Origin of the sequence: Pseudomonas gessardii (assembly GCF_001983165.1) — a bacterium.
GTDB lineage: Bacteria > Pseudomonadota > Gammaproteobacteria > Pseudomonadales > Pseudomonadaceae > Aquipseudomonas > Aquipseudomonas gessardii.
Map to the genome: position 1 here is coordinate 50,617 of NZ_MNPU01000029.1, position 20,017 is coordinate 70,633.

17 protein-coding genes are annotated in these 20,017 nt (G+C 59.8%); 2 read left to right on the plus strand and 15 right to left on the minus strand.

The genetic code is table 11. The features are described from left to right. Positions 1 to 66: 66 nt before the first annotated feature. Together BLL38_RS19265 and BLL38_RS19270 are read left to right on the plus strand one after the other, a co-directional pair. Positions 67 to 3,420, plus strand: coding sequence for a calcium-binding protein (locus BLL38_RS19265; RefSeq protein ID WP_130898245.1), 3,354 nt, complete (start codon positions 67 to 69; stop codon positions 3,418 to 3,420). Between the two features lie 113 nt (positions 3,421 to 3,533). Continuing rightward, positions 3,534 to 5,054 (plus strand): hypothetical protein, encoded by a 1,521-nt coding sequence (locus BLL38_RS19270; protein ID WP_130898246.1) that lies wholly within the window; start codon positions 3,534 to 3,536, stop codon positions 5,052 to 5,054. A gap of 33 nt (positions 5,055 to 5,087) precedes the next feature. Here the strand turns inward: BLL38_RS19270 and BLL38_RS19275 are convergent, their stop codons facing one another. The 15 genes from BLL38_RS19275 to BLL38_RS31470 form a co-directional block, all read right to left on the minus strand. Continuing rightward, positions 5,088 to 5,480, minus strand: coding sequence for a DUF2802 domain-containing protein (locus tag BLL38_RS19275; RefSeq protein WP_038447010.1), 393 nt, complete (start codon positions 5,478 to 5,480; stop codon positions 5,088 to 5,090). Continuing rightward, the gene (locus tag BLL38_RS19280) at positions 5,481 to 5,966 is read right to left on the minus strand and encodes a chemotaxis protein CheW (protein ID WP_029292578.1); all 486 of its coding nucleotides are present in this window, start codon (positions 5,964 to 5,966) and stop codon (positions 5,481 to 5,483) included. A gap of 75 nt (positions 5,967 to 6,041) precedes the next feature. Beyond that, positions 6,042 to 6,842, minus strand: a complete 801-nt coding sequence (locus tag BLL38_RS19285; protein WP_038447008.1) for a CheW domain-containing protein — start codon at positions 6,840 to 6,842, stop codon at positions 6,042 to 6,044. Positions 6,843 to 6,980: 138 nt separating this feature from the next. Next, a complete protein-coding gene (locus BLL38_RS19290) occupies positions 6,981 to 7,769 on the minus strand; it encodes a ParA family protein (protein WP_038447006.1) in 789 nt (262 codons plus the stop codon). 51 nt (positions 7,770 to 7,820) lie between these two features. After that, on the minus strand, positions 7,821 to 8,708 hold the full coding sequence (motD, locus tag BLL38_RS19295) for a flagellar motor protein MotD (RefSeq protein ID WP_076963937.1): 888 nt from the start codon (positions 8,706 to 8,708) through the stop codon (positions 7,821 to 7,823). Positions 8,709 to 8,789: 81 nt separating this feature from the next. Beyond that, positions 8,790 to 9,530: a flagellar motor protein gene (locus BLL38_RS19300; protein ID WP_029292570.1), complete on the minus strand. Its 741-nt coding sequence runs from the start codon at positions 9,528 to 9,530 to the stop codon at positions 8,790 to 8,792. Next, the gene (locus BLL38_RS19305) at positions 9,530 to 10,642 is read right to left on the minus strand and encodes a protein-glutamate methylesterase/protein-glutamine glutaminase (RefSeq protein WP_038447004.1); all 1,113 of its coding nucleotides are present in this window, start codon (positions 10,640 to 10,642) and stop codon (positions 9,530 to 9,532) included. Before BLL38_RS19305 ends, BLL38_RS19300 begins: the two co-directional genes overlap by 1 nt. Before the next feature lie 49 nt (positions 10,643 to 10,691). Next, complete coding sequence (locus tag BLL38_RS19310; RefSeq protein ID WP_038447002.1) at positions 10,692 to 12,896, minus strand: chemotaxis protein CheA; 2,205 nt, start codon at positions 12,894 to 12,896, stop codon at positions 10,692 to 10,694. A 12-nt stretch (positions 12,897 to 12,908) separates the two neighbouring features. Beyond that, the gene (locus BLL38_RS19315) at positions 12,909 to 13,697 is read right to left on the minus strand and encodes a protein phosphatase CheZ (RefSeq protein ID WP_029292564.1); all 789 of its coding nucleotides are present in this window, start codon (positions 13,695 to 13,697) and stop codon (positions 12,909 to 12,911) included. An 18-nt stretch (positions 13,698 to 13,715) separates the two neighbouring features. Next, the gene (locus tag BLL38_RS19320; RefSeq protein WP_162473193.1) at positions 13,716 to 14,090 is read right to left on the minus strand and encodes a chemotaxis response regulator CheY; all 375 of its coding nucleotides are present in this window, start codon (positions 14,088 to 14,090) and stop codon (positions 13,716 to 13,718) included. Positions 14,091 to 14,258: 168 nt separating this feature from the next. Continuing rightward, complete coding sequence (fliA, locus tag BLL38_RS19325) at positions 14,259 to 14,999, minus strand: RNA polymerase sigma factor FliA (RefSeq protein ID WP_038447000.1); 741 nt, start codon at positions 14,997 to 14,999, stop codon at positions 14,259 to 14,261. After that, a complete protein-coding gene (fleN, locus tag BLL38_RS19330) occupies positions 14,996 to 15,829 on the minus strand; it encodes a flagellar synthesis regulator FleN (RefSeq protein ID WP_003192912.1) in 834 nt (277 codons plus the stop codon). Before fleN ends, fliA begins: the two co-directional genes overlap by 4 nt. A gap of 100 nt (positions 15,830 to 15,929) precedes the next feature. Next, on the minus strand, positions 15,930 to 17,246 hold the full coding sequence (gene flhF, locus BLL38_RS19335) for a flagellar biosynthesis GTPase FlhF (RefSeq protein ID WP_038446998.1): 1,317 nt from the start codon (positions 17,244 to 17,246) through the stop codon (positions 15,930 to 15,932). Positions 17,247 to 17,257: 11 nt separating this feature from the next. After that, on the minus strand, positions 17,258 to 19,372 hold the full coding sequence (flhA, locus tag BLL38_RS19340; RefSeq protein WP_154220587.1) for a flagellar biosynthesis protein FlhA: 2,115 nt from the start codon (positions 19,370 to 19,372) through the stop codon (positions 17,258 to 17,260). A gap of 245 nt (positions 19,373 to 19,617) precedes the next feature. Then, on the minus strand, positions 19,618 to 19,887 hold the full coding sequence (locus BLL38_RS31470) for a DUF6392 family protein (RefSeq protein WP_341274201.1): 270 nt from the start codon (positions 19,885 to 19,887) through the stop codon (positions 19,618 to 19,620). Positions 19,888 to 20,017: the final 130 nt, after the last annotated feature.

Here is a 20,017-nt window from a genome sequence, read left to right on the forward strand (position 1 = left end):
TGGGGGGACAGCGCTATTCCAACATGGCCAAAACGTCACCAGACGTTCATGCCAAAAGGTATAGCCATGACAACCACGGATAACCAAACTCCCCCCTCGCTTGACGATGCAAGGCCCACCACAAGGCCGTTGGCAGACCTGGATCGCAGCATGGGCCCCCTGGCAATCGGCGATCTGAGCGTCAGCCGGGTAGCCCTTGCGCGGATGGGCGCACGCATTGATGACCGGGCGCTCAGTGCCAGTGATGTGAGCGGGACGGATGTCGATCAAGCATTTATTGATGGCATCCGCTTCTCCAGCGCCGATGTCGAACAGGTTTTCAAGACATCTGATTTATCGACGGACCTGAGCTCGCCCGGGCTATTGTTCGACCTCGCGTCGTTGCGCTCGATCTCGGCACCTGCGCTGATCAAGGGCATCGACGATCCATCCCCGACCACGCTGATGAATAGACTCAACGGTCTGCTGGAGCGGGTTCAGCACTTCAATCCAGACACTTCACACTCAACTGGCGGCAACTTCAACTGGGTCCATGCCCCATTGAGCCGCAGCATGGACATGACCGGCAACGGCCTCCAGGCCTACGGTTACTACAGCGCAATCGTCGCGATTGCCGGGGCGATCAAGGAAGGCGAGAAATCAACCGCGATCATTGGCTTCGGCAGCCTCGCCGCTGAATTCACTGCACAGGCCCTGGAACTGAGCCTGCGCAAAACCGGGCAGGCCTTGATCAAAAACAGCGCGAGCCTGTTCAAAGGCTTTGCCGCCTGTCGCCTCGGTAAGTGGCTGGGACGCAGTGCCGGGCCCATCGGTAGTGCACTCACACTGCCGTTTGATATCTACAACGCCACAACCTCGTTCGAGGCTGCCGCCAAAGCACACGGCAAGGAGGCCATGGACCATTACGTCAGCGCCGGGTTTGATTTGGTCAGTATCGGCTTGACGGTAGGCCTGGGGGCAGCGGCACTGGCGGGTTTTGGTGCTGCCGGGCCGTTGGGGCTGGTGGCAGCCGCCCTGTTGGTGATCGGTGCCGAAATCTACGGCGCCATCCGCAAGATTGACGACATCGACGATTACATCGAACTCAGTACTCATGAGCGCCTGCGTTCAGGGTGGTTGTTGTTCTGGAGACGCCCGCTGGATACAGAGGTCATGCATCGATACCTGATCGCTCAAACCACAGCCAGTTACAACGCCCAGTTGAAAGCCCAGGCCAGGGAATGGCTTGAGACCACGCTGAAAGACAGTGTCGAAGGCATTGTCAACGGCAAGTTCACTGTCACCGTGCGCCCGGCAAAAGTCTGGAAGATGAGCTGGAGTGAGCAAGAGTCGCCGTACACCCTGGAAGACCAGCCGGTGATCAACGATGACGACGACGTGATCAATGCCGCTGCGTTCCCCCTCGACAACCTGCCGGGTTATGTACCTGGCACCCAAGGGGCCACGAAAGCTATCGTCTGGAGATTGGGCGGTGGAGAAGACGTTGTCACCGGCCTGCCCGATAAACCCAACTTCTTCCACTACGGCCAGGGTCGCAAATACCTGACGGGAGGCCAGGACAACGATGAGTTCATTTTCACGGTGCCGGACGGCACCCTCGATGGCATTGAACCCCGTCAGAATCTGAGCGTCCTGCAGGGAGAAGGCGGTACCGACACGCTCAGATTTGCCGGTCATCATCCAGGTGGTGCCTCCGGGGCAGGCTATACCATCGACCTGGAGCGTCAGCGTGTCGAACTGCACCGCAGCGCTACAGACCTCTACCCACAACTCACGGCCACGCTCTCCTCGATCGAGCAGGTGCAGACCCTCGCGGGCGCTTCCAGCCGTGTCAAAGGCGCGCTCGATACGCAACAGATCGTCTCGATGGGCCACGACACCATCGACGCCGGCCCTGCCGACAACACCCTGGTGATCGCCGGGAACGGCACGCGGGTCAATGGTGGAGCAGGCCAGGACCGCTACGTGATCGCCAACGGCATCGGCGAAGTGCGTATCGATGAAGATGGAGAAGAAATCAGCCACGTGGAAATGGCATGGCCCTTTGAGCGTATCCAGAGTTGGACCCTTCACGAGAATAGCCTGGTGGTATCGGCATTGAGCGATGCCGATGGCGACCTGGCTGAACAACAAATCATCATCATGAACGTCTACGAGACACTGGCTGGCAGCCGTGTACTGAAAAACTCCAAACTGGTGTTTATGACCCAAGATGGCTATGTGCTCTCCCCTGTGCTCCCCTTAAAGCTGCAGGGGGCGGACGATCACAACGTAACCGTCCAACTCATTGCCCACGGCCCCGAGAAGGCACTCCAGGCGATCGTCAACAACCACGAGTACGCACTGTCTGCTCATGGTGAGTCCAACTTGTATGTTCCTCGCGGTGCAATGCATACAACAGTACGGTTCATCTCGGCGCAAGATGATGCCACTTGCACGTTGTACGTCGACTACCCGAAAGAACACATCGAAAGTGTAAGTTATAGCTATCACGTCACGAAAAACAGCAGTGGTGTCTATGACCGGCTGACCTATAAGAACTTCAAACTCAGCATTACCTTTGAAGACGGAAAAAAGTTGATGCTCGCCAACTACGCCACTGAAAAAGGCCGAGCCAGAACATTGGGGACCCGTATTCAGGCTGCGCCCATCAGTATCCTGTGTCGCTTGCTGCTCGTCATGGCCGATGGTCAATCCTGCAACATCACAACACCTTACGTCTTTACCCTTAGCGACCGTTCATACCCTGGCCACAAGATCCACGACGGTCAGGCGCATCTGCAATTTCGAGCCGGAAAGTTCGCGTTTGTCCGCCCGCAAGTTTCAAAAAGCATTCATTGCAAATCAACCCCGCAAACAATCCGACTGCCGGCGTTTTCGGGGGGTGGCATTTATTGTTTAAAAGGCAAAGGCGCAATTTATGAGGTATTTCCAGACAACGGGACGACACTCTACTTATCGCCACAATACCCGGACCAGGCACAGCCCTCTACCTGGATATTCACGACCCAAGGGCCTCCCCAGCTTCAGGAAGTCACCGTCGATGGAAAAACCATCAGTGCTGGCACAGTAAAAATAGTCATGCCTGAAACAGCCTCGACCACGGGCACACCTGACAGAATTATTATTTACGTTGCCTGCGGGCATAAATATGAAGTCAGCCCTGGGCACGCGAAGGCATTTCTTTATGAAATGAACGCATCTGCCCACCAGACCATCGAAAACCTCCACCTTGAACTGCGTAAGCTCAGACAAAAAAGTCCACTGGTGGCGTCGTACATATTGATTAACGGGTTAACGGCCCGACAGCATCCACAAGAACGTATTTATTATGACGTTCAGTATGACGGATGGACCTTATCCAAGGACAACACCCGCCCGCTGCAAGCGAACGAACTGCAACTTCAAGCTGCCATTTAATCCTCCCCCCTGTTTCTCCCCATGGCCTTGGCAGGTTGCGTATGCCTGTTTGCAGCATTCCTGAATTCCAAACCAAGACCGGGCACAGGGTACTTCGATCACGGAGAACAGCCATGCGTCAACACCCTACGTCTTCACGCCTGCCTGCACCACCTGGCGGCAGGCCTCCACTACCGCCCACCAGCCCCCCCACCGCGGCAATCAATGTGCCGCCCTGGGTCAGAAGAGGTGTCAGCGGCCCACCCTCGAACCATCCGACCCTGCAAGACCTACAAAACTACAGGCCCAGCGTTCCTGCCTCCAATCCGGTACTGGTCAACCGTTTTCTGGGGCATCAAACGCCCTCGGCACAACCCCTTCCCGGTTATCCAGGCAGTACCTGGAGCCTTGTCCCTTACAGCGTGCCCGCCAGCGCGAGGCCTCATCCTCCAGTGCTGGCGCATGGGGAACAATTGTTCTCCATCGGGGCCCATGACTATGTCCGATCACAGCTCAACAGGCCGGCAACCCTCTATCGGGTGAACCCCGACAACACACGGTATGAGTGCGGAAGGATCGCCAAAAACGGCCTATTTGAAATAACCGACACCGACAATAACGCGTCCAAATACCTATACGCCGATGGCAACTGGTGCCGAGTAACGCTTGACGACAATCTGGAGCGCTACAAACTGCTCCCGGAGATGAGCACTCCGGCACTCAAGGACGTGTATATCGAGTCAAGTGGCCATGCGTCCTGGATCCCCATGCTCGACCTGCCGGACATCGAGGAAGTGATTTTTTATGCACGACGGTCAAAACGCCTGGACGACACCCATCCACTGACCCTGGATTCACTGTCCAGCGTGCCCCAAGACAAATCGGTGTATCGGCTGATAAGAGCCTACGCCCGCCAGATCATTGGCTTTACCCACCCAAATATCCTGTCAGCGCCCGTTCGTCAGCGTGACCGGATGATTGATACATTCATTTGGAGGCACGGCTACCCCTACCGGTATTTACTGGGCGTGTTCAAAGGCAATGTGGAACATGGGTCTATTCCAGTGGGGGCTCCGTTCTTTGATCCTTTCCAGGGCATCTCCAGCTTCAAGTGCAGTGAAAATGGCTCTTTTAATATTGACGCAATTAAACAGTCCAACGACTTCATCCCCGACACGCGCGTCAAAAGCCCTAGCGAAATAGCCGTTTTGCACGAATGGCAGCAACTGGATAGGCGCCAGACAGCCAATAACCTGCGACGCGGCCAACTGAACGAAAAGATGTATGAGTTCATGCTCAAGGACAGGGGTTACCTCGTGCTTGAGGGGGGGAAGTACGCTAATGGCCAGAACGGCTTGGACCTGGTCTTCAAAGGCCCCGCCGACATTACTTATGTGATGGAAGTGAAACATGTTACCGGCGAAAGCCCGACCTCCTCCGGCAAAGTGCAACTCTCCAGAACGCCGTACCCCTTTCAATTGAGCGACGGCTGGATTAATCACGTCTTGAACCATCCAGAAGCGTTGTACACGCCTGCAGGGCAGGCCGTCCTTGACGCAATGTCCCGTGGACGGCTGGTTCAACTGGTGGGCGCCACCAACCAGCAGGGAGAAATACTGATATTCAAGGCCGACATGAGCGAGGCGGGAGGTTGACCGCATAACCTCCCGGTTGACCTGTGCCGGGGCTCAGCTTTTGTGCAACTTGCTCATCAACTGCGCTTCGGCCTGGGTCAGGCCGCAGGATTGGGTCAACTCATCCACCGTGGCGCCCATGCCCACCAGCTTGGCGGCCTGGGCAAAGGACAGGTTGGCCGGGTCGCGCTGTTCCAGTGCCGACAGCTTATCGGGCAATGGGGCAAGGATTGAACGCAGTTCATGCACGTCCTCCCCCACCCGCACGGCGCTTTGCTGGTAGTTGTCCACGCGCTTGGCCATCTCGCGCAGACGCTGGTCGCGCACGGCGTCGCGCTCGGCCTGCTGCAAGGCCGATTCGCGTTGCTGACGCATATGGCGCAGCAACACCACCAGGGTCCCGACCCACAACAGGGCCAGGACGATTACCGCTACCTCAAGCATCAATCAGATGTTCTCCAGGTCCGACCACTCTTCTTCGCTCATCATCTTGTCCAGCTCAACCAGAATCAGCAGTTCGCCGTTCTTGTTGCATACGCCCTGGATAAACTTGGCCGACTCTTCGTTGCCGACATTCGGCGCAGTCTCGACTTCCGACTGGCGCAGGTAAACCACTTCGGCCACGCTGTCGACCATGATCCCGACCACTTGCTTGTCGGCTTCGATGATGACGATCCGGGTGTTGTCGTTGACTTCAGTCGGCATCAGGCCAAAGCGCTGGCGGGTGTCGATCACCGTCACCACGTTGCCGCGCAGGTTGATGATGCCCAGCACGTAGCTCGGCGCCCCCGGTACTGGCGCGATTTCGGTGTAGCGCAGCACTTCCTGCACGCGCATCACGTTGATGCCGTAGGACTCGTTGTCCAGCTTGAAGGTCACCCATTGCAGAATCGGATCATCCAAACCCTGTGCGGACGCTGACGACTTGTTCATACCCCTGACCCCTTCAAATACCGTTGATGACGGCGTGTGTTCTTCTTTGGCAGCACCCTGGCGCTGCGCCTCTTATCAAGTACGTTTGTTACCTGGCAAATCCTTTACCGCACCGCTGGCAATCAGCTCCGCCAATTCGGCGACATCCAGCAGTGCGCACATATGCTCGATCACAGTGCCCGCCAGCCATGGCCGCTGGCCCCGGTGGCTGCGCCATTTGATTTCGTTGGGGTCCAGGCGCAGCGAACGGCTGACCTGATGCACCGCCAGCCCCCATTCGTAGCCCTGCACCGAGATCACGTATTGCAGGCCCTGGCGGAAATCATCGCGGTAGCGGTCGGGCATCACCCAACGCGCGGTATCCAGCACCTTGAGGTTGCCGGCCTGGCTCGGCAGGATCCCGAGGAACCACTCCGGCTGGCCGAACAACGGTGTCAGTTCCTGGCCTTCCAGGGAGTAGATCGACCCCAGGCACACCAACGGCACCGCCAGCGTCAGCCCGGCCACATCGAACAGCAGGCACTCGAACGACTCGCCAGCCCAGGACGGTCGACCATCGGTTTCCACCGGCGGTGGCGTAATGCTCGGCGGTCGATGCACCTCGGCCACCGGCGGCACCCGTACCAATGCCGCAGGCGCTGGCACAACCGCAGGGGCGACCGGCACCACCAACGCGTCACGGGCCTGCTCTTGCAGGACCGCCAACTGAAACTCATCCAGGCCAGCCTCAGCCTCGGTCACCGGCAGCGGCCCTTCCTCATCGAGCACCAGGATCGGCTCGGGCAGCTGTTCCTCGGTCGCATCCTGCAACAGCGCATCCAGGTAGGACTGCAACGCCAGTTGCGGCCGGGTCTTGATATCGACAGGACGATTCATCTGTATGCCCACGCGCAAGCCCCGTTAACCGTGTATTCAAAGGTTATCGGCCTGCCTGCACCCGGACTTGAATCAAAAGTCCGTGACATCAGGCAAAACCCATCGCGGGCAAGCCACGCTCCTACAGGGTTGTTCATTTCACGCCACCTGCGCCACAAGTTGCTGGGCCAGCAAATGCTTGAGCAAGGCCCGGTAAGCCAGCACGCCACGGCTCTTGCCATCGAATTGCGACGGGACCAGGCCGGCACGGCTGGCGTCACGCAGGCGCGTGTCCACCGGGATATAACCTTGCCAGATCGTTTCCGGGTAGGCGTCGCGCAGCACGCGCAAGGTGCCGAGGGAGGCCTGGGTGCGACGGTCGAACAGGGTCGGCACGATGCTGAACGGCAACGCCTGTTTGCGCGAGCGATTGATCATGGCCAGGGTGCTGACCATGCGCTCCAGGCCCTTGACCGCCAGGTGCTCGGTCTGTACCGGGATCACCAGTTGCTGGCTCGCCGCCAGGGCATTGACCATCAGCACGCCGAGCAATGGCGGGCTGTCGATGATCGCGTAGTCGAAGTCCTGCCACAGCTGCGCCAGGCTCTTGGCGATCACCAGGCCCAGGCCGCTCTGCCCCGGCGACTGGCGCTCCAGGGTGGCCAGGGCGGTGCTGGAGGGCAGCAGGGAAATCTTGTCGTTGCTGGTGGGCAACAGCAATTGCCCCGGCAAACCTGCAGGGACACTGCCCTTGTGCAGGAACAGGTCGAAACAGCTGTGTTCCAGCGCATCCGGGTCGTAGCCGAAATAGCTGGTCATCGAGCCGTGGGGATCCAGGTCGACGATGATCACACGCTTGCCCGCCTCGGCCAGCAAGCCGGCTAAGGCGATGGAGGTGGTGGTCTTGCCGACTCCACCTTTTTGATTGGCAACTGCCCAGACTCTCATTCGGATTGTTCCTCCCGGCAGGCACTGGCTCGACCGAGAAATAGCACGAGGTTATAGAGCCGGTGACAGAGAATTGACGGCACTCTCACGAACCGGCGGCTTTACGGGCGTCGGTGCAGTTTGTGTGCCAGCCCGCTTCATTGCTGCATCAGGTTGTGCATTGGCCGCGCCGGTGGCGGTCAGGCTGCGGCGCACATCGAGGTTGCGCGACACCACCAACACCACCCGACGGTTACGCGCACGCCCTTCGGCCGTCGCATTATTGGCCACTGGCTGGAATTCTCCGTAACCCACCGACGCCAGGCGCCCTGGGTTGACGCCTTGCATCGCCAGCATCCGCACAATACTCGCCGAACGCGCCGACGACATTTCCCAGTTGGTGGGAAATTGCGCGGTATGGATCGGCTGGTCATCAGTAAACCCTTCGACATGGATCGGGTTGTCGAAGGGTTTCAAGATGGCCGCCACCTTATCGATGATGCTGAAGGCAATGTCACTGGGCAGCGCATCGGCGCTGGCGAACAGCAGGCTGGAATTGAGCTCGATTTCCACCCACAACTCGTTGCCGCGAACGGTCATCTGGTTGGAGCTGATCAGGTCGCCAAATGCCGCGCTGATATCATCGGCAATGCTCTTGAGCGGGTCGCTGCCGCCACTGATACCGGCGTCGGTCTCGTCGCTGTCCTTGACCAGGGGTTTGGCCGGGGTCACGGTCTTGGGTCGTTCATCACCAATGGGAATCGGTTTGAGGGCCCGGTCGGAGTCGGTAAATACGCCGACCAGGGCTTCGGAGATGACCTTGTACTTGCCTTCGTTGATCGAGGAAATGGAGTACATCACCACGAAAAAGGCGAATAGCAACGTAATAAAGTCGGCGTAGGACACCAGCCAGCGCTCATGGTTGACGTGTTCTTCAGGCTCGCGGCGACGACGGCTCACAGGCAATACCCCTCGCAGCACACATCAACTGTAGGAGACAGGCTCACTCCTACAGGGAAAGGGAGGCGAATGCTCATGCCATCAATCCATGAAGCCCTGGAGCTTCAGTTCAATAGAACGCGGGTTCTCGCCCTCGGCAATCGACAGGATGCCTTCGAGCAGCATTTCCCGGTAACGGGACTGGCGCATGGCAATGGATTTGAGTTTGCTGGCAATCGGCAGCAGCAACAGGTTGGCACTGGCCACGCCATAGATGGTAGCGACGAACGCCACGGCGATACCGCTGCCCAGTTGCGAAGGGTCGGCCAGGTTGCCCATCACGTGGATCAAGCCCATGACCGCACCGATGATGCCGATGGTCGGCGCATAGCCGCCCATGCTTTCAAAGACTTTGGCCGCGTTGATATCGCGGCTTTCCTGGGTATAGAAGTCCACTTCAAGAATGCTGCGGATGGCTTCCGGTTCGGCGCCGTCCACCAACAGTTGCAGGCCTTTGCGTGCGTAGCTGTCGGGCTCGGCATCGGCCACGCCTTCGAGGCCCAGCAGGCCTTCCTTGCGGGCGGTGAGGCTCCAGTTGACCACGCGGTCGATGCCGCCAGCCAAATCCACCCGCGGCGGGAAAATGATCCACACCAGGATCTGCATCGCCCGCTTGAATGAGCTCAGGGGCGACTGCAACAGCGCCGCGCCGACGGTGCCGCCGATCACGATCAGCGCCGCCGGACCGTTGGCCAGGGCGCCCAGGTGGCCGCCTTCCAGGTAGTTGCCACCAATAATGGCGACAAACGCCAGGAGTATCCCAACCAGGCTCAACACATCCATCAGTGACAGGCCTCCACCAAGTGCTTGCCGATGTCATCCAGGCTGTAGACCGCGTCGGCCAGGTCGGCCTTGACGATGGCCATGGGCATGCCATAGATCACGCAGCTGGCTTCGTCCTGGGCCCAGATCGAACTGCCGCCCTGCTTGAGCAGGCGCGCGCCTTCGCGACCGTCGGCGCCCATGCCGGTGAGGACCACCGCCAGAACTTTGTCGCCGTAGGACTTGGCCGCCGAACCGAAGGTGATATCCACACACGGCTTGTAGTTCAGGCGCTCGTCGCCCGGCAGGATTTTCACCGCGCCGCGACCGTCGACCATCATTTGCTTGCCACCGGGGGCCAGCAACGCCAGGCCTGGGCGCAGGATATCGCCGTCTTCGGCTTCCTTGACGCTGATGCGGCACAGCTTGTCCAGGCGTTCGGCAAAGGCCTTGGTGAACGCGGCGGGCATATGCTGGATCAACACGATGGGCGCGGGGAAGTTGGCGGGCAACTGGGTCAAGACACGCTGCAAAGCCACCGGGCCGCCGGTGGACGTACCGATCGCCACCAGCTTGTAGGCCTTGCGCTTGGGCGCAGGTGACGCAGGGGCCGGCGCAACTGTACGCACCGGCGCCACGGCAGGCCGTGCTACCGGGGCCGGACGCCCGAAACTGCTGGCCGGTGCAGGCGCCGCGACCGGAGCGGGAGCCGCCGGGGCACGAAAGCTGCTGCGATTGCTGCGCGAGATGCTGTGCACCTTCTCGCAGAGCATCTGCTTGACCTTTTCCGGGTTGCGCGAAATGTCTTCGAAATTCTTCGGCAGGAAGTCCACGGCGCCAGCGTCCAGTGCATCGAGGGTAACCCGGGCACCTTCGTGGGTCAGCGACGAGAACATCAAGACCGGGGTCGGGCAGCGCTGCATGATGTGGCGCACGGCGGTGATGCCATCCATCATCGGCATCTCGTAGTCCATGGTGATCACGTCCGGCTTCAACGCCAGGGCCTGATCAATCGCCTCTTTGCCGTTGGTGGCCGTACCGACCACCTGGATGTTGGAATCCGCTGAAAGAATTTCCGAGACGCGGCGGCGGAAGAAACCCGAATCGTCCACCACCAGAACCTTGACTACCATAACCACTCCGTTAGGCAGGGCGAGGGACAACCGCCCCGCCCAGCCAGAATCAAATACGCCGTGCGGCGTAACGCTTGAGCATGCTCGGAACATCGAGAATCAGCGCGATCCGACCGTCACCGGTAATGGTCGCACCCGACATGCCTGGCGTTCCTTGCAGCATCTTGCCCAATGGCTTGATGACCACTTCTTCCTGGCCAACCAGTTGATCGACGACAAAGCCGATACGCTGGGTGCCCACGGACAGGATCACCACGTGGCCTTCGCGCTGCTCTTCATGAGCGGCGGACGCCACCAGCCAACGCTTGAGGTAGAACAAAGGCAGGGCCTTGTCCCGCACAATCACCACTTCCTGGCCGTCGACCACGTTGGTGCGCGACAGGTCGAGGTGGAAGATTTCGTTGACGTTGACCAGCGGGAAGGCGAACGCCTGGTTGCCCAGCATCACCATCAGGGTCGGCATGATCGCCAGGGTCAACGGCACCTTGATGACGATCTTCGAGCCCTGGCCCTTGGTCGAGTAGATATTGATCGAGCCGTTGAGCTGGCTGATCTTGGTCTTCACCACGTCCATGCCCACGCCACGGCCGGACACGTCGGAAATCTCGGTCTTGGTGGAGAAACCCGGGGCAAAAATCAGGTTGTAGCACTCGGTGTCGGTCAGGCGATCGGCCGCGTCCTTGTCCATGACCCCACGCTTGACCGCGATGCCGCGCAGGATGTTGGAGTCCATGCCTTTGCCGTCATCGGTGATCGACAGCAGGATATGGTCGCCTTCCTGTTCGGCCGCCAGGATCACTTTGCCCAGGCGTGGCTTGCCGCTGGCTTCGCGTTCTTCCGGGGTTTCCACGCCATGGTCGACCGCGTTGCGCACCAAGTGGACCAGCGGGTCGGCCAGGGCCTCGACAAGGTTTTTGTCGAGGTCGGTTTCTTCACCCACCAGTTCCAGGTTGATTTCTTTCTTCAACTGCCGGGCCAAGTCACGCACCAGGCGCGGGAAGCGCCCGAAGACTTTCTTGATCGGCTGCATGCGCGTCTTCATCACCGCGGTCTGCAGGTCGGCCGTCACCACGTCGAGGTTCGACACGGCCTTTTGCATGGCTTCGTCGCCACTGCTCAAGCCCAGGCGCACCAGGCGGTTACGCACCAGCACCAGTTCGCCGACCATGTTCATGATGTCGTCCAGGCGTGCCGTATCGACCCGCACGGTGGTTTCAGCTTCACTGGCCGGGGCTTTCTCGGCAGTGGCCGCAGCGCGGGCGGGCGCCGGGGCTGCACGGGCCGCAGCCGGTGCAGCGGCCTTGGCGGCAGCGGGTGCCGGCTTGGCCACCGCCGCCGTGGCAGTCGCACTGGCTGGCGCGCCAGGCACGACGTCGGAGAACTTGCCCTTGCCGTGCAACTCATCCAGCAGGGATTCAAATTCGTGATCGGTGATCAGGCCATCCGCCGCCGGTGCGACAGCCGCCGCCGTGGCAGCCGCGGGTGCAGCCGCCGCAGCGACTGCCGGCAAGGCATCGGCGGCAAACGAGCCTTTGCCATGCAACTGATCCAGCAGCGCTTCAAATTCGTCGTCGGTGATGTCGGTGCTGACCGATTGTGCCGGCTCCACCGCCGCTGGCGTTGCCGCCACGGCGTCCGGGGCGAACTGGCCCTTGCCATGCAACTGGTCGAGCAATGACTCGAACTCGGCGTCGGTGATGTCTTCGCTGGTCGGCACCATGGCCGGTGCAGCCGCCGCCGGAGCCTCGGCTTCCGCCTTGACAGCATTGAGAGAGTCCAGCAGTTGTTCGAATTCGCTGTCGGTGACGTCGGGTTCGGCAGCCGGCGCTGGCGTCGCTTCAACCACCGGGGCGGCAGCCAGGGCAGCAGGTTCTGCCAGGCGCGCCAGGGCAGCCAGCAGCTCCGGGGTGGCGGCAGTGATCGGTGCGCGTTCGCGCACTTCGTTGAACATGCCGTTGACCGCGTCCAGGGCTTCGAGGATCACGTCCATCAATTCCGAATCGACGTGACGCTCACCCTTGCGCAGGATGTCGAACACGTTTTCGGCGATGTGGCAGCACTCCACCAGCTCATGGAGCTGGAGGAAGCCGGCGCCCCCTTTTACAGTGTGAAAACCGCGAAAAATTGCATTGAGCAGGTTCGCGTCATCCGGTCGGCTTTCCAGCTCGACCAGTTGCTCGGACAACTGCTCTAGAATTTCGCCGGCCTCTACAAGGAAATCCTGAAGGATTTCTTCATCGGCGCCGAAGCTCATATTGCGTGCTCCTTAGAAGCCTAAACTGGACAGCAAATCGTCTACGTCATCTTGACCAGACATAACGTCTTCACGTTTATCGGCATGAATCTGCGGACCTTCACCCTTGGCGAGGTGTTTTTGTGGATCTTTTTCCGAGAGGATCGCTTCGCGGTCATGTTCGATGCCGGCAAAACGGTCGACCTGGCCAGCCATCAGCACCAGTTTGAGCAAGTTGCTTTCCACTTCGGTGACCAGCAGGGTCACACGCTTGATCACCTGGCCGGTGAGGTCCTGGTAATCCTGGGCCAGCAGGATGTCGTTGAGGTTGCTGGAAACCGTACGGTTTTCCTGCTCGCTGCGTGACAGGAAGCCCTCGACCCGACGCGCCAGGTCACGAAACTCTTCGGCACCCACTTCGCGCCGCATGAAGCGGCCCCAGTCTGCGCTCAACGCCTTGGCCTCATTGGCCATGCCGTTCACCAGGGGCGTGGCGTTTTCCACCAGGTCCATGGTGCGATTGGCTGCCGCCTCGGTCAGCCGGACCACATAGGACAGGCGTTCGGTGGCATCAGTGATCTGCGAGATTTCCTCGGCCTGGGGCATGTGCGGGTCAATCTGGAAATTGACGATCGCACTGTGCAACTCACGGGTGAGCTTGCCCACTTCCTGGTACAGGCCGCGGTCGCGGGTCTGGTTGAGCTCATGGATCAACTGCACCGCATCGCCGAACTGGCCTTTTTCAAGGCTGTCGACCAACTGGTGAGCGTGTTTTTTCAAGGTCGACTCAAAGTCCCCCTGCGATGTTTCTTTATGCTCCATAGCTACCCCGTGGCGACATCAACCGTGGATGCGTTCAAAGATCTTTTCGATCTTCTCTTTCAAGGCCAATGCAGTGAATGGCTTGACCACGTAGCCGTTGACCCCAGCCTGGGCGGCTTCAATGATCTGTTCACGCTTGGCTTCGGCGGTCACCATCAACACCGGAAGATTGCGCAGTTTTTCATCGGCGCGCACATGGCGCAGCAGATCGATACCGGTCATGCCAGGCATGTTCCAGTCGGTTACCAGAAAGTCGATGCTCCCGCTGTTGAGGATCGGAATCGCCGTAATGCCGTCATCCGCCTCGACCGTGTTAGTGAACCCAAGGTCACGCAACAGGTTTTTTATGATCCGCCGCATCGTTGAGAAATCATCAACGATGAGGATTTTCATGTTCTTGTCCAATTCGACCTCCAAGCAGTCTTAAACGCGTCCAGCACCTGGGCGCGCCATATCATTCAACAGGCATTACACAAAAAGGACTGCTGGGGCGCATCACGGGCCGCTCCCGCCTGGCCTGCGCCCTGGCGGTTATCGTTCGCACTGTCCCCACACTGCCTGTCAGCGCGCTCGCCACTCTCCCAAACGCCCCCGCAAGCGGGCCGCGCATTGGCTATGTAGCTGGCTGACCCGCGATTCGCTGACGCCCAGGACCTCACCGATTTCCTTGAGGTTCAGCTCTTCGTCGTAGTACAGCGCCAGCACCAGCCGCTCACGCTCCGGCAGATTGGCAATCGCGTCCGCCAGGGCGCCCTGGAAGCGTTCATCTTCCAGGTCGCGTGAAGGCTCCTGGTGAGCGCTCGCGCCGTCCTCGTGCAACCCTTCATGTTCGCCGTCCTGTAGCAGGTCGTCGAAACTGAACAGGCGGCTGCCCAAGGTATCGTTCAAAATCCCGTAGTAATCGTCGAGACTCAATTGGAGTTCGGCAGCAACTTCATGATCTTTAGCGTCGCGACCGGTTTTTGCTTCAATTGAGCGAATTGCGTCACTCACCATCCGGGTATTGCGGTGGACCGAACGCGGCGCCCAATCACCTTTACGCACTTCATCGAGCATTGCGCCACGGATGCGGATACCCGCATACGTCTCGAAACTCGCACCCTTGCTCGCGTCGTACTTGGTCGACACTTCGAGCAGGCCGATCATCCCCGCCTGGATCAGGTCTTCGACCTGGACACTGGCGGGCAGGCGTGCCAGCAGGTGGTAGGCAATGCGCTTGACCAGAGGCGCATAGCGCTCAATCAATTCGCCCTGGCTGTCACGCGCTGATTTTTTGTAAAGGTTGTAGCCGCTGGCTGTCATAGCACCGGTCCTGCACTCGTCTGATGCACCAATCGCTCGACGAAAAACTCCAGATGCCCCCGGGGATTGGCGGGCAGTGGCCAGGTATCGACCTTCTGAGCAATTGCCTTGAACGCCAACGCGCATTTCGAACGAGGGAACGCTTCATAGACTGCACGCTGCTTTTGCACAGCCTTGCGCACACACTCGTCATAGGGAACTGCGCCGACGTATTGTAAGGCGACATCGAGGAAACGATCCGTGACCTTGGTCAACTTGGCGAACAGGTTGCGCCCCTCTTGCGGGCTCTGGGCCATGTTGGCCAGCACGCGGAAGCGGTTCATGCCGTAGTCGCGGTTGAGCAGCTTGATCAGGGCGTAGGCGTCGGTGATCGAGGTGGGTTCATCGCAGACCACCAGCAACACTTCTTGCGCGGCGCGCACGAAGCTGACCACGGACTCGCCGATCCCGGCGGCGGTGTCGATCACCAGCACGTCGAGGTTGTCGCCGATATCACTGAAGGCCTGGATCAGGCCGGCGTGCTGCGCCGGGCTCAGATGCACCATGCTCTGGGTGCCGGAGGCGGCCGGGACGATGCGAATCCCCCCCGGCCCCTGCAACAGCACATCGCGCAGCTCACAGCGGCCCTCAATGACATCGGCCAGGGTGTGTTTGGGCGTCAGTCCCAGCAGAACGTCAACGTTCGCCAGGCCCAGGTCGGCATCCAGCAGCATGACGCGGCGGCCAAGCTCTGCCAGGGCCAGGGACAAATTCACTGACACGTTAGTTTTCCCGACGCCACCTTTGCCGCCGGTCACCGCGATCACCTGTACGGGATGCATGCTGCCCATGTTCTTTCTTTACCTTGTCTTGCTTAGCCGCAGGCTACATAGGGTGGCCGCGGTTGCAGACCATCGATGTAGGTACATTGCACTGTATTTCGTGTTGCCTTCAGCCGACCCGCTTGGCTGGGTTGTGATAGAGGTCGGCGAACATATCCGCCATCGCCTCTTCACTGGGTTCATCCTGCATTTGCACACTGACCGCACGGCTGACCAACTGATGACGGCGCGGCAGATGCAAGTCATCCGGGATCCGCGGCCCATCGGTCAGGTAGGCGACCGGTAATTCATGGCTGATGGCAAGGCTCAACACTTCGCCCAGGCTTGCCGTTTCATCCAGCTTAGTCAGGATGCAACCGGCCAGCCCGCAACGTTTGTAGCTGTGGTACGCAGCAGTCAGAACCTGTTTCTGGCTGGTTGTTGCAAGTACCAGATAGTTTTTCGACTTGATCCCGCGCCCGGCCAGGCTTTCCAGTTGCAGGCGCAATGCCGGGTCGCTGGCTTGCAGGCCGGCGGTATCGATCAGTACCACGCGCTTGCGCAGCAGCGGGTCGAGGGCGTTGGCCAGGGACTGGCCCGGGTCGACGTGGGTCACCGGCACATTGAGGATGCGCCCCAAGGTCTTGAGCTGTTCCTGGGCCCCGATGCGGTAGCTGTCCATGCTCACCAGCGCAATGTTATGGGCGCCGTACTTGAGCACATAACGGGCAGCCAGCTTGGCCAGGGTGGTGGTCTTGCCCATGCCGGCAGGGCCGACCATGGCAATCACGCCACCTTCTTCAAGGGGTTCGAGTTCCGGGGTCTGGATCATCCGCGCCAGGTGCGCCAGCAGCATGCGCCAGGCCTGGCGGGGCTCTTCGATACCGGTGGTCAGTTCCAGCAGATCGCGCGACAACGGGCCGGACAGGCCGATGCGTTGCAGCCGGCGCCAGAGGTTGGCCTGTTGCGGCTTGCTACCTTGCAACTGGTTCCAGGCCAGCGAGCCCAGCTGTACTTCCAGCAGTTCACGCAGGCCATTGAGTTCAAAACGCATCGAGTCGAACACGCGCTGGTCGACCGCAGCAGCCGGTGCCGGCGCGGCGGGACGTGGCGGCTCGACGAAGGTCGGCTCTACCAGTGGCTCGGCCGCAGTCAGCGGCAGGCCGGCAAACAATTGGCGATTGGTGGTCGCATCGCTGTCGCCGCGCATGCTCAGTTCGGCCTGGGCCGAGACAATGCGCGAGGCGGTCTTGCGCAACTCGTCCTCGAGTTCCATGTTCGGCACGCGCGGCGCCAACGCCTGGGGTTTGTAATCCAGGGCAGCCGTCAGCTCGACACCGCCGGCAATGCGACGGTTACCGATAATGGCTGCGTCGGCGCCCAATTCATCACGAACCAGCTTCATGGCCTGACGCATATCGGCGGCGAAAAAACGCTTTACTTGCATAACCCACTACCTCAGCCGTTGGGCCCTACTGTCGCGACGATAGTCACTTGCTTGTTGTCAGGGATTTCCTGATAAGCCAATACGTGCAAATTCGGTACTGCCAGGCGTCCGAACCGCGACAACATCGCCCGGACGGGGCCTGCCACCAGCAGAATCACCGGTTGGCCCTGCATTTCCTGGCGCTGTGCGGCGTCGATCAACGAACGCTGCAGCTTTTCAGCCATGCTTGGCTCCAGCAGGACACCCTCTTCCTGGCCCTGCCCTGCCTTCTGGATACTATTGAGCAATATTTGTTCCAACCTTGGCTCCAAGGTGATGACAGGCAGCTCGGAGTCAAGCCCTACAATGCTTTGGACGATGGCACGGGACAAACCGACGCGCACCGCTGCCACCAGAGCGGCAGTATCTTGACTCTTGGCGGCATTGTTGGCGATAGCCTCGGCAATGCTGCGAATGTCCCGTACCGGCACCTGTTCGGCCAGCAGTGCCTGCAGCACCTTGAGCAGTTGCGACAGCGACAACACCCCGGGCACCAACTCTTCGGCCAGTTTTGGCGAGGCTTTGGCCAGCAATTGCATGAGTTGCTGGACTTCTTCGTGGCCAATCAACTCATGGGAGTGCTTGTACAGAATCTGGTTGAGGTGCGTGGCAACCACAGTGCTCGCGTCGACCACCGTGTAACCCAGGGACTGCGCCTGGCTACGCTGGCTGACTTCGATCCACACCGCGTCCAGGCCAAAAGCCGGATCTTTGGCGGTTATGCCACTGAGGGTACCGAACACCTGGCCCGGGTTGATCGCCAACTCGCGGTCGGGGTAGATCTCGGCTTCAGCCAGGGTCACGCCCATCAGGGTCAGGCGGTAGGCACTGGGGGCCAGGTCGAGGTTGTCGCGGATATGCACGGTGGGCATCAAAAAGCCCAGGTCCTGGGACAACTTCTTGCGTACACCCTTGATCCGTGCCAGTAACTGGCCGCCCTGGTTGCGATCCACCAGGGGGATCAGGCGGTAGCCGACTTCCAGGCCGATCATGTCGATGGGCGTCACGTCATCCCAGCCCAACTCCTTGGTTTCCTGGGCGCGGGCCGGCGATGGCAGCAGGTCCTGCTGGCGCTCCACCTCTTTCAAAGCCTGGACCTTGATGGTGTTCTGCTTCTTCCAGAACAGGTACGCCCCTCCCGCCGCCAGGGCGGCCATGGTCAGGAAGGAGAAGTGCGGCATGCCCGGCACAATCCCCATGATCGCCATGATGCCGGCCGCCACGGCCAGGGCCTTGGGCGAGGCGAACATCTGGCGATTGATCTGCTTGCCCATGTCTTCGGAGCCGGACGCACGGGTCACCATGATCGCCGCAGCGGTCGATAACAACAGTGATGGCAATTGCGCCACCAAACCGTCACCGATGGTCAGCAGGGCGTAAACCTTGCCCGCATCGCCAAAGGTCATGCCGTGCTGGAAAATACCGACGGCCATGCCGCCGATCAGGTTGATAAACAGGATCAGCAAACCGGCGATGGCGTCACCGCGCACGAATTTGCTGGCACCGTCCATGGAACCGTAGAACTCGGCTTCCTGGGCCACTTCGGAACGGCGGGCCTTGGCCTGGTTCTGGTCGATCAGGCCAGCATTGAGGTCGGCGTCGATCGCCATTTGCTTGCCGGGCATGGCGTCGAGGGTAAACCGCGCGCTCACCTCGGAAATCCGCCCGGCGCCCTTGGTCACCACCACGAAGTTGATGATCATCAGGATCGCGAACACCACGATACCCACCACGTAGTTACCGCCGATCACCACCTCACCGAAGGCCTGGATCACCTTGCCCGCAGCGGCGTGACCGTCCTGGCCGTGCAGCATCACCACCCGCGTGGAGGCCACGTTAAGGGCCAGGCGCAGCAGCGTGGCAACCAGCAAAATAGTGGGGAAGACCGCGAAATCCAAAGGTCGCAGCGCGTACACGCAGACCAGCAGCACGACAATGGACAGGGCAATGTTGAAGGTAAAGAACACGTCCAGCAGAAACGGCGGCATCGGCAACATCATCATTGCCAGCATCACCAGCAACAACAACGGCACACCCAGATTGCCTCGCGAGAGGTCCGTCAGGGTGCTGCGGGCCGTGCCGAGCATTTGAGAGCGATCCACCACCGGTATTCCTCGTGTCCTTTGAAGCAAAGTTTTGACGCGGTTTGGCGTCTTGCAGGCGGCATTGCAAGAAGCCTTCCAACTTTTGCTTGAGAGCGACTGAATGGGGGAATTCGTAGGCTGGTGGGCTGTAAAATCGGTCAGCGGGCGTCTTCGCTAACTGACCGAAACCGAAGCACTAACAGACGCGTGCCGCTTAATTGGCCGGCAGCGCGCCTGTTTTGAGAAGATTAAACCCGGAGAGTGAACACCAATGTATTAACCTGACGGTTCTCCGCATACTTAAACATCAACTTGGCGTTCGGGTACGCTGAGGCTTCAAGCTCATACGCATCCCACCCCCCTGTCTTTCTATTTAGTGGAAGTTGTGTCGGGCCTTTAGACTCTAAAGGAACGCCGAAGGAGTCCTTCACGTCAGCCTGACTCATCGACAAAGCCAGCGGTGTTGGCAGTTCGCCGCGATATACAGCCTGCTCCTCAACAACTGGAACAAGAATGATATATGTAGTGGTCTAATTTCCCCGGACACCTCGATAGGTGGAAAATGCATCTATCGAGGAGTTTTTCATGACCACCAAACGCAGGACATTCGACGACAGCTTCAAGCTGCAAGTCGTGAAGATGATCAAG

What these genes read in the sequence shown, in the direction of transcription:
- BLL38_RS19265 (WP_130898245.1), top strand. Translation starts at nt 67, where the DNA reads ATGACAACCACGGATAACCAAACTCCCCCCTCGCTTGACGATGCAAGG.
- BLL38_RS19270 (WP_130898246.1), top strand. Translation starts at nt 3,534, where the DNA reads ATGCGTCAACACCCTACGTCTTCACGCCTGCCTGCACCACCTGGCGGC.
- BLL38_RS19280 (WP_029292578.1), bottom strand. Translation starts at nt 5,966, where the DNA reads ATGAACAAGTCGTCAGCGTCCGCACAGGGTTTGGATGATCCGATTCTG.
- BLL38_RS19285 (WP_038447008.1), bottom strand. Translation starts at nt 6,842, where the DNA reads ATGAATCGTCCTGTCGATATCAAGACCCGGCCGCAACTGGCGTTGCAG.
- BLL38_RS19290 (WP_038447006.1), bottom strand. Translation starts at nt 7,769, where the DNA reads ATGAGAGTCTGGGCAGTTGCCAATCAAAAAGGTGGAGTCGGCAAGACC.
- BLL38_RS19300 (WP_029292570.1), bottom strand. Translation starts at nt 9,530, where the DNA reads ATGGATGTGTTGAGCCTGGTTGGGATACTCCTGGCGTTTGTCGCCATT.
- BLL38_RS19305 (WP_038447004.1), bottom strand. Translation starts at nt 10,642, where the DNA reads ATGGTAGTCAAGGTTCTGGTGGTGGACGATTCGGGTTTCTTCCGCCGC.
- BLL38_RS19310 (WP_038447002.1), bottom strand. Translation starts at nt 12,896, where the DNA reads ATGAGCTTCGGCGCCGATGAAGAAATCCTTCAGGATTTCCTTGTAGAG.
- BLL38_RS19315 (WP_029292564.1), bottom strand. Translation starts at nt 13,697, where the DNA reads ATGGAGCATAAAGAAACATCGCAGGGGGACTTTGAGTCGACCTTGAAA.
- BLL38_RS19320 (WP_162473193.1), bottom strand. Translation starts at nt 14,090, where the DNA reads ATGAAAATCCTCATCGTTGATGATTTCTCAACGATGCGGCGGATCATA.
- fliA (WP_038447000.1), bottom strand. Translation starts at nt 14,999, where the DNA reads ATGACAGCCAGCGGCTACAACCTTTACAAAAAATCAGCGCGTGACAGC.
- fleN (WP_003192912.1), bottom strand. Translation starts at nt 15,829, where the DNA reads ATGGGCAGCATGCATCCCGTACAGGTGATCGCGGTGACCGGCGGCAAA.
- flhF (WP_038446998.1), bottom strand. Translation starts at nt 17,246, where the DNA reads ATGCAAGTAAAGCGTTTTTTCGCCGCCGATATGCGTCAGGCCATGAAG.
- flhA (WP_154220587.1), bottom strand. Translation starts at nt 19,372, where the DNA reads ATGCTCGGCACGGCCCGCAGCACCCTGACGGACCTCTCGCGAGGCAAT.